The sequence below is a fragment of the Pseudomonas folii genome (assembly GCF_014357575.1).
Lineage (GTDB): Bacteria > Pseudomonadota > Gammaproteobacteria > Pseudomonadales > Pseudomonadaceae > Aquipseudomonas > Aquipseudomonas folii.
Window position 1 is genome coordinate 1 of the sequence record NZ_JACONW010000135.1, and the last position, 15111, is coordinate 15111.

A 15111-nucleotide genomic window follows, 5' to 3' on the forward strand; every position below is an offset into this window, starting at 1 on the left:
GGTCCGTGTTTGCTGCGCGACAGCGTGGCGTCCGGGACAGTGGGCAACCTCCTATCAAACAAAATGCACTTTTCTGAGTTGACCTAATTCCTGTAGGAGATTGAGCCGATCCAAAACACCACCGCCCCTTCAGTTCCACTCCCCCCTGCCGATGCATGTTGTAAGAAATTACCTACATCAAACCTATTCAAAGGAGTTCCGCATGGGTTTGCTCGGCAAAAGTCTCGGTAACATGAGCGTCCGTCTTAAACTCGGGCTCGGTTTCAGTATCGTTTTACTGCTGACCATACTGATCACCGCCACCGGCTGGTTAAGCGTTGCATCGCTGATTGATCGCGGCGAGAAGCTGGTCGCAATTTCGCAAATCAGCGAGCAAACCCTGGATCTGCGTTCCAAGCGCCTGACGTACGAAATGCAGTACAACGACGAGGCTGCCAAGGCGCTTATCGCGTCCCTCGACAAGCTCGACGCACTGACCAAAATCGCACGTAGCACGGTCTCAACCCCGGAAAGCCATCAGTGGCTTGAAGACCAGGAACAAGCGGCTAGCGGATACCGTAGCGCATTTATAGAGCTGACCCAGGCCATCCAGACCCGTGAAGCCAGCCGCACCAATCTGGGCGCTACCGCCGACAAGGCTGTGGAAGAGGTCAACAAGATCGAAGCCTCGTTGTTGCAAGGTGACAGCGTCGTGCAATTTGATGCCGTGGTTGATGTCAGCAAGCTGATCCAGCAAGCACGCTTCCAGGTCCGCGGCTACACCTACAGCGGCCGTGCCGAATTCGAACAGAATGCCAACTCCGCCATCGACGAAGCCCTGACCGGCATCAACACGTTGGCGGGCAGTATTCCATCCAGTTACCTCCCGCAATTGCAGGCAGCCAGCACCGCGCTCAAAGGCTACCGCGCAGCAGTCGGCCAGTACCGCGACGCGCAACTGGCCAGCAAGCAAGCGCTGGAAAAAATGGCCAAACATGCAGTCGTGCTATTGGGCACCTCCCAGAAACTGGCGGATGATCAATACAGCAAACGTGATTCCGACAGTCAGCAAGCCAAATCCATGCTGACCATTGCTACCGTGCTGGCACTGGTGTTCGGCATCATTGCCGCCTGGGTCATCACTCGCCAGATCGTTGGACCGTTACTGCAAACCCTGACCATTGTGGAGCGTGTTGCCGATGGCGACCTGAGCCACGACCTGATTGTCGATCGTCGCGACGAGATGGGTCAGCTACAGACCAGCATTCAACGCATGACCGTGAACCTGCGCCAACTGATCGGCGGAATTCGCGACGGCGTGACCCAGATCGCCAGCGCGGCCGAAGAGCTGTCTGCGGTCACGGAGCAAACCAGCGCCGGTGTGAATAGCCAGAAGGTCGAGACTGACCAGGTGGCGACTGCGATGCACGAGATGACGGCCACGGTGCAGGAAGTCGCACGTAACGCCGAAGAAGCGTCTGAAGCCGCCGTAGCAGCGGATCAGCAAGCCCGTGAAGGTGATCGCGTGGTCAACGAAGCGATCACTCAGATCGAGCGTCTGGCCTCTGAAGTGGGTAACTCCACCGAAGCCATGAGCGAACTCAAGCGCGAAAGCGACAAGATTGGCAGTGTGCTGGACGTGATCAAGTCAGTCGCACAACAGACCAACCTGCTCGCCCTCAACGCCGCTATCGAAGCTGCCCGCGCCGGGGAAGCCGGTCGTGGCTTTGCGGTCGTCGCCGACGAAGTGCGCAGCCTTGCTCAGCGTACTCAGAAGTCGACCGAAGAGATCGAGCAACTGATTGCAGGCCTGCAGAGTGGTACGCAGCAAGTAGCGACCATCATGGATAACAGCCGCGAACTGACCGTCAGCAGCGTAGAGCTGACTCGTCGCGCCGGTAGCTCACTGGAAAACATCACCAAGACCGTATCGGCGATTCAGGCGATGAACCAACAGATCGCCGCTGCAGCCGAAGAGCAAAGCGCTACCGCCGAAGAGATCAACCGCAGCATCCTCAATGTGCGCGATGTCTCCGAACAAACCTCCGCTGCCAGTGAAGAAACCGCAGCGTCCAGCGTAGAACTAGCGCGACTGGGTAATCATCTGCAAGTGATGGTGAGCAAGTTTAAGATTTAACGCCTATAGGCTTTTATGTGGGAGCGGTGCTTGCCCGCGATAAGTTTTAGGTGATTGACCTGCAGAATCGAGTTGATCTTATCGCGGGCAAGCACCGCTCCCACAAAGAGACCGCGCTGTGTCAGGACATGGCGCGTGACCCCATTCACACGCCCCTCTCAGAATCCCCCTACGATCTACTCAGGTCGTGCTCTTCTTTGCCCTGCCGATGCGCTGACAACGTAGGCCCTGGTTTGCCCAGGCCCTACCTGTTTTGCACATTTGCAGGAGCTTTCCGATGTTTCGATGGATCAACCACACACTTGGCAATACCAGCGTAAAACTCAAGCTGTCCCTGGGTTTCGGACTGGTGCTGATGCTCACTATGGCTATCACCCTGACCGGCTGGCATGGCCTGGATACCATGATCGAGCGCTCGGAATCCCTGACGTTTATCGGGCAACTGAGCAACATGACCAAGGATTTGCGTACCGACCGCATCATCTATCGCCAGAAAAACAGTCCGGAAAACGCGAACAAGATCGTCAATCAGCTCAATGGACTGGAGAGCCACCTGGCGACATTGCGTAAAGAAATAGACGACAGCACAAGCGTCGGGTTGCTGACCGGGCAAAGCAGAATCGTCGCCGACATGGAGAAGACGTTCACGGCGCTCAGCGATGAGAATCAACGGCGAGACCTGTCCCGGACTCAACTGGAACAGCAATCGGAGCAAGCAGTCCAGGCCGTCGCGCTGGTAGAGAGTGAAGTGCTCAAAGCCGTCAGCCAGGAACAGGATAATGGCGAGCGGCTGGATGAATTCACCAACATCTCGCAGCTCAAGCAGCAGATCCAGAACGCTCGATTTCAGGTTCAGGCCTACACCTTCACAGCGCTGGAGGCCTATGAAACAGCCGCCATTGCGGCTATCGACGAGTCTCTGAAAGAAGTGCAGCAGATTGGCCAGGATCAGGCCGACAGCAATCTCAAAGGGCTGCAACCGGCGAAAGAGGCGCTGGAGCGTTATCGTGCTCAGCTCGGTCACTTCAAGGACATTCAGGTCAAAGTCGAGGCCGCTCAGGAGACGCTCGAAGACCTGGGCGACAAGATGCTGAGCAGCGTCGCCGAATTGCTCGCCTTGCAGAGCCAGCAACGCGACACCGAGGCAGGCGCCTCGCGCACCACGCTGAGCAGCGTTGCGGTACTGGCCATGCTGCTTGGTCTGCTCGCCGCCTGGGTCATGACGCAACAGATCATCGCCCCGTTGCGGGAGACACTGGCGGCCGCAGAACGCATCGCCAAGGGTGACTTGAGCCAGGATTTACAGGTTCAGCGCAAGGATGAAATGGGACAACTGCAAAACAGCATGCAGGCCATGACCCTCAGCTTGCGGCAATTGATTGGCGGGATCAGCCAGGGCGTGGCGCAGATTACCGATGCGGCGCAGCAGCTATCCGCTGTGACCGAGCAGACCAGTACCGGGGTCAACAGCCAGAAAGACGAAACCGATCAGGTGGCTGCGGCCATGAACGAAATGACCGCGACCGTGCATGAGGTGGCACGCAGCGCACAAGAGGCTTCTCAAGCGGCAGCCCAGGCGGATCAACAAGCGCGGGAAGGCGATAAGGTCGTGGGAGAGGCGATCGGGCAGATTGAGCAACTGGCGGATGAGGTCAAGAAATCCACCCAGGCCATGAACCTGTTGAAGCTGGAAAGCGACAAAATCGGTGGTGTACTGGATGTGATCAAGTCGGTATCGCAGCAAACCAACCTGTTGGCGCTGAACGCAGCCATTGAAGCGGCACGAGCCGGAGAAGCCGGACGTGGTTTTGCAGTCGTAGCCGACGAAGTTCGAGGCCTGGCGCAACGTACGCAGCAGTCCACCGAGGAAATCGAGGAGTTGATCGCAGCACTGCAAAGCGGCACTCAACAAGTCGCCACGACACTGGACAACAGCCGCAGCCTGACCGACAACAGCGTGCAACTGAGCCGCCGCGCAGGCAGCGCGCTGGAGCAGATCACCCGCACCGTATCGACCATTCAGGACATGAACCAGCAGATAGCCACCGCCAGCGAAGAACAAAGCGCCGTGGCCGAGCAGATCAATCGCAACATTATCAGCGTGAGGGATGTGTCAGAACAGACCGCAGCGGCCAGCGATCAGACAGCGGCGTCCAGCGGAGAGCTGGCGCGGTTGGGCGCACATTTGCAGGGGTTGGTGGCGAAGTTTCGGGTGGGCTAGCGCGTTACTGTTGGAGCGAGGCTTGCCCGCGAATCTATCGCCTCGGTGTGCCTGAAACACCGCGTTATCGTTCTTCGCGGGCAAGCCTCGCTCCAACATGTTCAGCGAATCATTTGCGGCTGGCGATGATGTACACAGCGTGAATGATGCCTGGGAAGTAACCAAGGATGGTCAGTAGGATGTTCAACCAGAATGCGCCGGCGAAACCGACTTGCATGAACACGCCCACGGGCGGCAGCAGGATTGCGAAGATGATGCGAATAATGTCCATGGGGGTAGCTCCAGGTTAAATGGCTCTCGTAAGCCATACAGCGAATGGACCCATGGGCAACGAAAGAGGTTCCATTTGGTCTGGCAACAAGCCATTACCAAGGAAAATCCCGGGATAAAGCGACAAACCGTCTACAACTTAATCGGGCCCAATAAGAAAACCCCGCCTAAGCGGGGTTTTGCAGACTGTTTCCCTGACTTCCCTTTCTCCCCACCATCCTGGCAGGCATCCTTACGTGTCCGTGTTATTTGTTGCGCTTCCTGCGCTACGTCCTTGGAACAAAGATTAACTTTGGATCCAACATTCGCATAGAGGCAAAAAAGCACCACGTAGTGTAAGCAAATGCTTACAAAGCACCTGCCGTCAAAATTGCGCCGCGTCCAGCAGAAACAGCGACTCGCTTCCCGCCTTGACCGAAGCGCTCAACGAGTGGATGCGTGGCAACAAACGAGCGAAGTAAAAACGTGCCGTGCCAAGCTTGCTGGCGTAGAAATCTTCCTGAGATTCTTTGCCCAATGCCGCTTTAGCCATCTTCGCCCACAGATAGGCGTAGATGGTGTAACCAAACACATGCAGGTACTCGACAGACGCGGCACCAATTTCCTGCGGATTGTTGCGGGAGCGGTCGAGAATCCAGTGAGTCAACTCGTCCAGCGTATCCAGCGCAGCGCTCAACGGCTTGGTGAATTCGCTCAAAGATGCATCAGAACCCGTGATGAAACCACGCACCTCATCAGAGAACAGCGTGTAGTACGCACCACCGCTGCCAACAATCTTGCGTCCCACCAGATCCAGCGCCTGAATGCCGTTGGTACCTTCGTAGATCTGAGTGATGCGCACGTCACGCACCAGTTGCTCCTGGCCCCACTCGCGAATGTAGCCGTGGCCGCCAAACACCTGCTGGCCGTGAATAGTGGTTTCCAGGCCCATGTCGGTCAGGAATGCCTTGGCGACAGGGGTCAATAACGCGACCAGTTCGTCCGCGCGCTGCCGGGCAGCGTCATCTTCGCTGAACTTGGCGATGTCCAGCTGCATGGCTACGTAAGTAGAGAACGCACGACCGCCTTCATTCAGCGCTTTCATGGTCAACAGCATCCGCCGCACATCCGGGTGCACGATGATCGGGTCAGCCATTTTCTCAGGCTGCTGCGCTCCGGTTGGCGAACGGCTCTGCAGGCGGTCGCGGGCATAATCAATGGCGTTCTGGTAAGAGCGTTCGCCAGAAGCCAGGCCCTGAATCCCGACCCCGAGACGCTCGTAATTCATCATGGTAAACATCGCGGCCAAGCCCTTGTTCGGCTCGCCGATCAGATAACCAACCGCTTCGTCGAAGTTGATGACGCAGGTTGCGGACGCCTGGATGCCCATTTTGTGCTCAATGGAACCGCAGCTCACCGTGTTGCGCGCGCCCAGGCTGCCATCGATATTGACCATGAATTTCGGCACCAGAAACAGCGAGATACCTTTTGGCCCGGCAGGCGCATCCGGCAGCTTGGCCAGGACCAGATGAATGATGTTTTCAGTCAGGTCGTGTTCGCCACCGGTGATGAAAATCTTGGTACCGGAAATTTTGTAAGAGTCATCAGCCTGCGGCTCGGCCTTGGTACGGATGATCCCCAGATCAGTCCCTGCATGGGCTTCAGTCAGGCACATCGAACCTGACCATACGCCGGAGTACATGTTTGGGAGGTAGGTGGCTTTGAGTTCTTCCGTGGCGTGGGTGTTGATCGATACACAGGCCCCTGAAGTCAGCATCGGGTACAGACCGAAGGCCAGGCTTGCCGAATTGAGCATCTCTTCGACCTGAGCCGAAACCGCTTTGGGCATGCCCATGCCGCCGAAATCAGGATTACCGCCAACCCCCACCCAACCGCCTTCTGCGTACGTCTGATAGGCCTGCGAAAAACCGTCGGGGGTGGTCACGGCGGTGTCGTTCCAGCTGCAGCCCTGTTCGTCACCATTACGGCTCAGCGGCGCAATGCTCTTGCTGGTGACCTTGCCCGCTTCTTCAAGAATCGCTTCGACTGTCTCTGCATCAACCGTCTCGGCCAGTGCCGGCAACTGCGCCCAAAGCTTCGAGACCTCGAAGACCTCATTAAGTACGAAACGCATATCGCGCAACGGCGCTTTGTAGTCAGCCATGGCAAACCTCACAGGGACAGGAACAGTACGTCTGAATGGAGGAATCGCGCGATGAGTGCGCGAAGTCAGTGTCAATGGGACGAGTGTACTCCAACGCCATCAGAGACACATAGGGTCGATATGTGACCAAATTGCAAATATAAGTCACATAAACACACAGCAGCCGTCAGAGACCCAAGGCTGTTTAGGCTCATGCCATTTTCTGAAGGAGCCGCCCTGCTGCCCCTGACACTGCGCTGTCTCGCAGCAAGCATGGGATCTGTAGGAGCTGCCGAAGGCTGCGATCGCGGTGTATCAGGAGAAATGCTTCGCAGCCTTCGGCAGCTCCTACAGAAAATGCATTTCAATCCATCAATTTGCATTTTGTTTGATGAGCGCGTGCGGAGAAAATTAAGCAGCTGCAGTCCGCACAGCACCGCGCTTGGTGCTCTGTCCATGAGACATGACACAGTTGCGGCCTGCGCCTTTGGCAGCGTACAGCGCCTGGTCGGCCGCCTTGAGGACTTCTTCGGGGGTGCGGTGCTCCGGCAGGCGCTCGGCAACGCCGATACTGACGGTCACCGACACGCTGGTGGCAGGCCCCGCGCCACGTCGCTGGCGACCTTGTTGATCGTCTTTAGGGCGATTATCCGGATTGCGCAACTGGATCTCATAGTTGGCGATCAATTCACGAATGGCTTCCAAATGCGGAATACATTCCTCGATGGACTTGGCAGCAAACACGATGGCGAACTCCTCACCACCGTAGCGATACGCCTTGCCGCCGCCGCTGGTAATTCTCGACAACTTGCTGGCCACCAGCCGCAGCACCTGATCGCCCACGTCATGACCGTGGGTGTCGTTGAATTTCTTGAAGTGATCCACATCCCCCATCGCCAGGACGTAATTTCGCCCCAGGCGCTGCATACGTTCATTGAGCGCGCGACGCCCCGGCAATCCGGTCAGTTCGTCGCGGAAGGCCATTTGATAAGCCTCGTGAGCGACACCGGCGGCAATCATCAACATGACCTGGCTGCATATGATGTTCAGCGTGAACGGCAAAATGAAGGTTTTCGGCAATGCCCAGAATAAGCCAACCAGACCAATCAACTGCGCGGCGTGCAAGGGACGAGGCTTGCGCACGTATTGTGCGATCAGCAAACCGAAGGCGATCAGGAAAGAAACGTAGGACAGCTGAATCAGGCTCATCCACGAGCCATGCAACGCGGGCCAACGGATTTCTGCCAACGAGGCGAGCAGCGCAGCCGGATAGCTTTGCTCAAGCCCCAGCGCAACAGCACCCACCGCGATCAACACCGCAAGACGGGCGATCAGGTCCTGAACCAGATGAGTGCGCTCTTCCCAGGCCGCATAGACGCCATACAACAGCGGTAGCAGCAGGCACACCAAGTGGAATACCACGGCGGCATCTTCACGGACCTTGCCGTTATCGCGGAAATAATCAGTTTGCGTGTCGAGCAGAAAATAAGCGGTGTAAACGGTAATCATCAAAAACAGCTCACGCTGGCGACGATAGACACAGCAATACGCGCCGCCCAACAGCAGGACCAGCGTGGGCAGAACGTTGAACAGGGACGTGAAGAAAACGTTCAGGTCCTTGACGTACGCAGCCGCCAGCCCGGCCAGCAATAAAACCAGCGAGGGCAGAAAATGACTCAGGCGTGCAGCAGAAGAACGCAACAAAAGGGATGTCTCCTACCCATCACAGGGTAAAGAACTCAGTAGCTGGCATTGTGCCTTCATCCGCTCGGATATGCATTCAGAAGAACTAAATAGCAGGCTACTTTCTTTAACGGCAGGAATCCGGAAATGTTTATTGGCGTGAGGTGAAGATCGCGGGGCGGCAATGATAATCCATACCGGGCGCACGGCCTCGCGAACAAGCTCGCTCCTACCTGTAATCCCAGCCTCATCTTGGATTTGCTTGCCGCGGACCTTGAGTAGGCGATGACGAGCGCGGGGCGGCAGTGATGCGCACCTTATCTTGCATTTGCTTACCGTAGGCCTCGAGTAGGCGATGACGAGCGCGGGGCGGCAGTGATATCACCGGTAGGAGCGAACTTGTTCGCGAGCAGCCATTCCTGACACACGCCGCCACAAAAAAGCCGCCTCCCCCGAAGGAGAAGCGGCTTTGAGTGAAACGACGAGGCTTAGTAAGCCAGGCCGAAATCTTCTTCTTTCATGTCCATCAGGTTGTTGGCACCCGACAGCATGGCGGCAACGTGTGAACGGGTACGTGGCAGGATGCGCTGGAAGTAGAAGCGCGCCGTCTGCAGCTTGGCGGTGTAGAACGCCTCTTCGCTGGTACCAGCCGCAAGTTTCTCGGCCGCCACACGGGCCATGTCAGCCCAGAAGTAAGCCAGACAGGCGTAACCGGAATACATCAGGTAATCCACCGAGGCAGCACCGACTTCTTCACGATCCTTCATGGCGGCCATGCCCACTTTCATGGTCAGTTCGCCCCACTCCTTGTTCAGCGCCGCCAGTGGAGTGATGAACTCCTGAACAGCTTCGGCGCCTTCGTTGTTCTGGCAGAACTTGTGGACGATCTTGGTGAAGCCCTTGAGCGCTTCGCCTTGAGTCATCAGCACTTTACGACCCAGCAGGTCCAACGCCTGAATACCGGTCGTGCCTTCGTACAACATCGAAATGCGGCTGTCGCGAACGTTCTGCTCCATGCCCCACTCGGCAATGAAGCCGTGACCACCGTAGATTTGCACACCGTGGTTAGCGGACTCGAAGCCCACTTCGGTCATGAAAGCCTTGGCAATCGGGGTCATGAACGCCAACAGCGCATCGGCCTGCTTCTTGTGTTCAGCGTCTTCACTGTACTTGGCGATATCCACCTGCTTGGCGGTGAAGTAAACCATGGCTCGCGTGCCTTCAGAGAAGGCTTTCATGGTCAGCAGCATGCGACGCACATCGGGGTGAACGATGATCGGGTCAGCGGCCTTGTCCGGCGCTTTCGGGCCAGTCAGTGAGCGCATCTGCAAACGATCACGCGCGTATTTCAGGCCGCCCTGGAAGCCGATTTCAGCGTGGGCCAGACCTTGCAGCGCGGTACCCAGACGTGCGGTGTTCATGAAGGTGAACATGCAGTTCAGGCCTTTGTTCGCCGGGCCGATCAGGAAGCCGGTGGCCGCGTCGAAGTTCATCACGCAGGTCGCGTTGCCGTGGATACCCATCTTGTGTTCTAGAGAACCACAGTTCACAGCATTGCGCTCGCCAACACTGCCGTCAGCGTTTGGCAGGAATTTCGGCACGATAAACAGCGAAATACCCTTGGTGCCCGCAGGAGCATCCGGCAGGCGCGCCAACACGATGTGGACGATGTTATCGGCCATGTCGTGTTCGCCAGCCGAAATAAAGATTTTGGTGCCGGTGACACGATACGAGCCATCGGCCTGAGGTTCGGCCTTGGTACGCAGCATGCCCAGGTCCGTGCCGCAGTGGGATTCGGTCAGGCACATGGTGCCGGTCCATTCGCCTGACACCAGCTTGGTGAGGTACAAATGCTGCTGTTCTTCGGTGCCGTGTTCGGAAATGGTGTTCATCGCGCCATGCGACAAGCCTGGGTACATGCCCCAGGACCAGTTGGCTTCGCCGACCATCTCACTAACCGCCAGCCCCAGGGACTCAGGCAAGCCCTGACCACCGTGCTCAACGTCGTGCGCCAGGCTTGGCCAGCCGCCTTCGACGAATTGCTTGTAAGCCTCTTTGAAGCCGCTCGGCGTCTTCACACCCGACTCGCTCCAGGTACAACCTTCCAGATCACCAACACGATTCAGCGGTGCCAGCACCTGCTCACAAAACTTGGCGCCTTCTTCAAGAATGGCGTCGACCATGTCTGGAGTAGCGTCCTGGCAAGCCGGCAGACTTTGATAGTGCGCTTCGTAGCCGAGCAGTTCGTCACGAACGAAGCGAATATCACGCAAGGGGGCCTTGTAGTCAGGCATAGCGATAAACCTCTGCTGATGAAACCTGGAAATGTATGACCGATCGGTCGCTGCGGGAACGTTCCCCAACCACCGGACAATCTCGGATGCCTAGCGGTCAAACAGGTGTTTGAAACATACGTTTACGCCCAAACCTTGTCAAGCATGCGTCTGCAACCTTTCGTCTTGAGATGTTTTACAAGACCCACAGGCAAAGGCGTAGCGCGCAATATATGCCGTTCGTCGAAGGTTTGAGTCTAGTTGAGAGGGATGAGTTTGCAGCGATGCGCTGAGGAAATAGAAGCGGGTGATAGCAGGGAATTCAGCGCATGCCGTGCGCAGATCGCACGGCATTGGAGGAGTGAATCAGGCGTAGGTATCGATCAGAGTGCCAAGCATTTCGTCACTGGCTTTTTGCACAGCAACACCCGCTTCCACCTGAAATTTGCCAGAGGCCATTTCAACCAGATTGGCGGACAGGTCAGAACGCTGGGAGCGATCAACTGAGCGCAAGTTTTCCAGCTGGAAGTCCGAAGACTGGCTTCTGCCGGACACTTCGATGTTACTGCTAGCGATTTGAGTAGCCGCCTGATCGACACGCGACTGCCCAACTTCCATGGCACTGAGGCCTGGATACAACGTGTTGTTCATGGAGATTTGCATAAATCGATCCTCTGTTCGTAAAGCGAACACGGGCTTATTTAAGCAGCAAACCCGGCGAAACACCCGACAAAAAGAATAATGGCACAACGCCTCTTCATAGGCTTAGCCTTTTTGGCCCCACCAGTCTACTGCCACGAACAGCATCGTATTGGTCAATTTTTGTGCAGTGGCGCACATCTCAGCCACACCGATACCCTGTAGGAGCCATCGGAGGTCACGACGGTCGCGAAGCGGTGTGTCAGATAGACCGCAATCGCAGCCTTCGGCAGCTCCTACATGAACCGTGCAGATCTCAATCCAGCAACTCCAGATGCAGGTACTCCGCCACCGCATCAGCCCCGGCCTTCTTCAATTTAGGCACTCGCCCCAGACACGGCGCGGGCAAGCGCTCTGCCAAGGTGGCCAGGTTCTCTTCAAGCCGCGAGGTTTTCGGATCAATGATATTGGCGACCCAACCCGCCAATTGCAGGCCATCTCCAGCGATGGCTTCCGCGGTCAGCAGCGCATGACTGATACACCCCAGACGCACACCAACCACGAGAATCACAGGCAACTGCAGACCAACAGCCAAATCCGAAAGATTGGCCTGATCGGCCAACGGTACACGCCAGCCACCCGCCCCTTCGATCAGGGTGAAGTCAGCATTGCGGGCCAGTAACAAGCGCATCGGACCCAATAGCGCCTGCACCGTGAGCGCGACGCCCGCCTCCCTGGCAGCCAGATGCGGCGCGATGGCGGGTTCGAACGCAAACGGATTGACCTCGTCATAACTCAACGCGACCGAACTCTCGGCCATCAGTGCCAAGGCGTCTGCGTTACGCAGGCCATCAGGGCCTACCGCGCAGCCGGACGCCACCGGCTTGCCTGCGAGAGTGCTCAGCCCGCTCAACCGGGCGGCATGCAACAAGCCCGCAGCGATGGTGGTTTTACCAACGTCGGTGTCAGTACCCGCGACGAAGTACGCACGGCTCATCTCGGCAATCCCTTTTAACGTGGTGAAATCAGACGGCTTTTTCCAACACCGCGTAGACAACCTGATACGTCGCAGGCAAACCTTCAGCCTGACGATAACCTTCATAAGCCTCAATCAAGGCTAGTAGCCGCGCCCGCCCAGTCAAACCACCGGGGCGTCCGGGGTTGAGATTGTGTGCGCCCAATGCTTTCAGTTCATGGGTCAGGCTGCGCACATCCGGGTAGTGCAGAACATGAGGCCTGACCTCAAGCGAGCGTACTCGCATCCCGCTGGCCGCGCATAACTGTTGGTAATCGTCGCGTTGCCGGAAGCGGTTGACGTGAACCAGTCCGTCCACCGCCTGCCAGCTGTCACGTAACTCATAAAGAGTACCAACGCACAGACTGGCGAAGGCGAACACTCCACCCGGTTGCAGTACGCGGCGGGCTTCACCCAGCACAGCAGCAAAATCGGCACACCACTGGACAGCCAGACTCGAGAAAATCAGCTCACAACTGTCATCGCGCAACGGCATGCGTTCAGCATCCCCCGCCACAAAATACTCAGCGCCGCCCAACGGCTGCGCATGGCGCAACATGCCTTCGGCGATATCCAGCGCAACGCCTTCGCTGCCCGCAAAGGTCTCGGCCAGCGCGCGACTGAAATAGCCCGTGCCGCTGCCCAGATCCAGCCAGCGCCGAGGCTTTAGCCCGGCAGGCAGGCGCGACAGCAGCTCGCCGCCCACTGCACGCTGCAATTCGGCGACGCTGTCATAACTGCCCGCCGCACGAGAAAAAGAGGCCGCCACCTGACGTTTGTCGGGCAAACCACCCGGCAGCCGTGGATTGGAAAGATCAGTCATCACCGGACTCATGCAAAAAAGCGTGGATCGCCGCCGCCACACCGTGGGGATTTTCCAGCAGGAAGGCGTGGCTCGCCTGTTCGATCAGCCCCACTTCCACATCAGGTAACAGCGCCAGCAGATCACTCGCCGCCTCGGCGGGCACAAACGCATCCAGCCCGGCGAACAGATGCAGCTGCGGGCCACGAAAGGTCTGCAGCGCGCTGCGAGTATCGAGCTGCTCGAGCAGTTGCAGGCCGTGTACCAATGCGTTGATGGAGCCATGTGGCGCGCCCGCTTTGAGCAGGCGCGAAATAGCCCGCGGGTCTTCGGCCCCTTGCGCACAGAGCAAACTGAAGCGCTTCAAGGTCGCGTCCGGATGATCAATACATCCGGTCAGGAACGCATCGAAATCCCCGGCAGGCATCGCATTGGGCCACGCACCACGGGGCACGAAGCTGGCGTTACTGGCCAGCGTCAGCAAACCACAGCACCCGTCACCACGACGCGCTGCCAGCTCAGCTGCGAGCATGCCGCCCAGCGACCAGCCACCCAGCCAGGCGCTGTCGGGCAAGGTCGAGTCCAACTCGTCGAGCCATTCTCGAGGATCGCTGCTGCCCGGTTCCGGCAACGGCTCGATTTCCACCCGAAGGTGCTCGTCGAGGCCACGCAACGCAGCAGCCAAAGGCTCCAGAGGTGAGATACCCAAGCCCCAGCCCGGTAACAGAATCAACCGATCACGCATGTTCTGGCTCCACCGATTCGCTCGTGCCCAGCAGCGGGTAACACTGCGCCAATGCGTTCAACAATAGCTGCACTTGAGCGGCGCTGTGGGCGGCGGATAACGTCACGCGCAATCGCGCGCTGCCAGCAGGGACAGTCGGCGGGCGGATGGCGGTTACCAGCAAGCCGTGCTCGCGCAGCATCTGCGAAAGACGCACGGCCTGCCCGGCATCGCCGATGAGGATCGGCTGAATCGGCGTGAAGCTGTCCATCAGCGTCAGGCCAATTTGTTCTGCTCCGGCGCGAAACTGTGCGATCAGCCGCGCCAGATGTTCACGACGCCAATGCTCAGTGCGCAGCAACTCAAGACTTTTCAAGGTCGCGCACGCGAGAGCCGGTGGCTGACTGGTGGTGTAGATGTAAGGGCGGGCGAACTGGATCATGGTTTCGATCAACTCATCGCTGCCCGCGACAAAGGCTCCGGACGTGCCGAACGCCTTGCCCAACGTGCCGATCAGTACCGGCACGTCGTCCATGCCCAAACCAAAGTGCTCGACGATGCCGCCGCCGTTGGCGCCCAACGGACCGAAGCCATGAGCGTCATCGACCATCAGCCAGGCACCTTTGGCTTTCGCGGTTTGGGCCAGGGTCGGCAGGTCAGCGATATCGCCATCCATGCTGAACACGCCATCGGTGACGACCAGCGTATCGCCAACGGCCTTCTCCAGACGTCCACTCAAACTCTGCGCGTCGTTGTGCAGATAACGGGAAAACCGCGCGCCGCTCAGCAATCCGGCATCCAGTAACGAAGCGTGATTGAGGCGATCTTCGAGCACGGTATCGCCCTGCCCGACTAACGCCGTGACAGCGCCAAGGTTGGCCATGTAGCCGTTGGAGAACAGCAGCGCCCGCGGCCGACCCGTGAGCTCGGCCAGCGCCTCTTCAAGTTCATGATGCGGGCTGCTATGGCCAATCACCAGATGCGATGAGCCACCGCCAACGCCCCACTTATCGGCACCGGCCTGCCAGGCGGCGATAATCTCGGGGTGATTCGCCAGCCCCAGGTAATCGTTGTTACAGAACGCCAGCAACGGCTTACCGTCGACCACCACTTCAGGGCCTTGAGGGCTTTGCAGCAAAGGGCGCTGGCGATAGAGATTATCGGCACGCCGGGAAGCCAGACGTGCGCTCAGATCGAAAGACATGAGGGGCCTCGGGAATACCGTGTGGAGAACCATGTGGGAGCG

General features: G+C 58.0%; 11 protein-coding genes and 1 pseudogene. 3 read left to right on the forward strand and 9 right to left on the reverse strand.

The genetic code is table 11. The annotated features are described in order from the left end of the window. Window positions 1-232 precede the first annotated feature (232 nt). The 3 genes and pseudogenes from H8S59_RS27450 to H8S59_RS21455 form a co-directional block, all read left to right on the forward strand. Window positions 233-1261 (forward strand): annotated as a pseudogene (locus tag H8S59_RS27450) (methyl-accepting chemotaxis protein); the annotation flags it as partial. Next, on the forward strand, window positions 1253-2116 hold the full coding sequence (locus H8S59_RS27455; protein WP_484573323.1) for a methyl-accepting chemotaxis protein: 864 nt from the start codon (window positions 1253-1255) through the stop codon (window positions 2114-2116). The pseudogene H8S59_RS27450 and the gene H8S59_RS27455, both read left to right, overlap by 9 nt. A 277-nt stretch (window positions 2117-2393) precedes the next feature. Next, window positions 2394-4337, forward strand: coding sequence for a methyl-accepting chemotaxis protein (locus tag H8S59_RS21455; RefSeq protein ID WP_187522733.1), 1944 nt, complete (start codon window positions 2394-2396; stop codon window positions 4335-4337). A 109-nt stretch (window positions 4338-4446) separates the two neighbouring features. Here H8S59_RS21455 and H8S59_RS21460 read toward each other — a convergent pair whose 3' ends face one another. The 9 genes from H8S59_RS21460 to bioF all read right to left on the reverse strand — a co-directional run bounded on the left by H8S59_RS21460 (window position 4447) and on the right by bioF (window position 15069). Then, complete coding sequence (locus tag H8S59_RS21460) at window positions 4447-4608, reverse strand: YqaE/Pmp3 family membrane protein (protein WP_049826708.1); 162 nt, start codon at window positions 4606-4608, stop codon at window positions 4447-4449. Between the two features lie 363 nt (window positions 4609-4971). Further along, window positions 4972-6750, reverse strand: a complete 1779-nt coding sequence (locus tag H8S59_RS21465; protein WP_187522734.1) for an acyl-CoA dehydrogenase C-terminal domain-containing protein — start codon at window positions 6748-6750, stop codon at window positions 4972-4974. A gap of 390 nt (window positions 6751-7140) precedes the next feature. Then, window positions 7141-8433 carry a GGDEF domain-containing protein gene (locus tag H8S59_RS21470; protein WP_095092510.1) on the reverse strand — a complete coding sequence of 431 codons (1293 nt, stop codon included), beginning with the start codon at window positions 8431-8433 and terminating at the stop codon, window positions 7141-7143. 467 nt (window positions 8434-8900) lie between these two features. Beyond that, on the reverse strand, window positions 8901-10706 hold the full coding sequence (locus H8S59_RS21475; RefSeq protein ID WP_027902457.1) for a phenylacyl-CoA dehydrogenase: 1806 nt from the start codon (window positions 10704-10706) through the stop codon (window positions 8901-8903). A gap of 345 nt (window positions 10707-11051) precedes the next feature. Then, window positions 11052-11348 (reverse strand): pyrroloquinoline quinone biosynthesis protein PqqE, encoded by a 297-nt coding sequence (locus H8S59_RS21480; protein ID WP_095092511.1) that lies wholly within the window; start codon window positions 11346-11348, stop codon window positions 11052-11054. Between the two features lie 292 nt (window positions 11349-11640). Then, complete coding sequence (gene bioD / locus H8S59_RS21485) at window positions 11641-12321, reverse strand: dethiobiotin synthase (protein WP_095092512.1); 681 nt, start codon at window positions 12319-12321, stop codon at window positions 11641-11643. Window positions 12322-12349: 28 nt separating this feature from the next. Further along, a complete protein-coding gene (bioC, locus tag H8S59_RS21490) occupies window positions 12350-13162 on the reverse strand; it encodes a malonyl-ACP O-methyltransferase BioC (protein WP_187522735.1) in 813 nt (270 codons plus the stop codon). Beyond that, on the reverse strand, window positions 13155-13886 hold the full coding sequence (locus tag H8S59_RS21495) for an alpha/beta fold hydrolase (protein WP_187522736.1): 732 nt from the start codon (window positions 13884-13886) through the stop codon (window positions 13155-13157). The genes bioC and H8S59_RS21495 overlap by 8 nt, the downstream gene beginning before the upstream one ends. Then, on the reverse strand, window positions 13879-15069 hold the full coding sequence (gene bioF, locus H8S59_RS21500; RefSeq protein WP_187522737.1) for an 8-amino-7-oxononanoate synthase: 1191 nt from the start codon (window positions 15067-15069) through the stop codon (window positions 13879-13881). The genes H8S59_RS21495 and bioF overlap by 8 nt, the downstream gene beginning before the upstream one ends. Window positions 15070-15111: the final 42 nt, after the last annotated feature.

Bases quoted from the DNA above. Each gene is read 5' to 3' on its own strand.
- H8S59_RS21465 (WP_187522734.1), bottom strand. From the start codon at position 6,750: ATGGCTGACTACAAAGCGCCGTTGCGCGATATGCGTTTCGTACTTAAT.
- bioD (WP_095092512.1), bottom strand. From the start codon at position 12,321: ATGAGCCGTGCGTACTTCGTCGCGGGTACTGACACCGACGTTGGTAAA.
- bioF (WP_187522737.1), bottom strand. From the start codon at position 15,069: ATGTCTTTCGATCTGAGCGCACGTCTGGCTTCCCGGCGTGCCGATAAT.
- H8S59_RS21475 (WP_027902457.1), bottom strand. From the start codon at position 10,706: ATGCCTGACTACAAGGCCCCCTTGCGTGATATTCGCTTCGTTCGTGAC.
- H8S59_RS21495 (WP_187522736.1), bottom strand. From the start codon at position 13,886: ATGCGTGATCGGTTGATTCTGTTACCGGGCTGGGGCTTGGGTATCTCA.
- H8S59_RS21455 (WP_187522733.1), top strand. From the start codon at position 2,394: ATGTTTCGATGGATCAACCACACACTTGGCAATACCAGCGTAAAACTC.
- H8S59_RS21460 (WP_049826708.1), bottom strand. From the start codon at position 4,608: ATGGACATTATTCGCATCATCTTCGCAATCCTGCTGCCGCCCGTGGGC.
- bioC (WP_187522735.1), bottom strand. From the start codon at position 13,162: ATGACTGATCTTTCCAATCCACGGCTGCCGGGTGGTTTGCCCGACAAA.
- H8S59_RS21480 (WP_095092511.1), bottom strand. From the start codon at position 11,348: ATGCAAATCTCCATGAACAACACGTTGTATCCAGGCCTCAGTGCCATG.
- H8S59_RS27455 (WP_484573323.1), top strand. From the start codon at position 1,253: ATGACCGTGAACCTGCGCCAACTGATCGGCGGAATTCGCGACGGCGTG.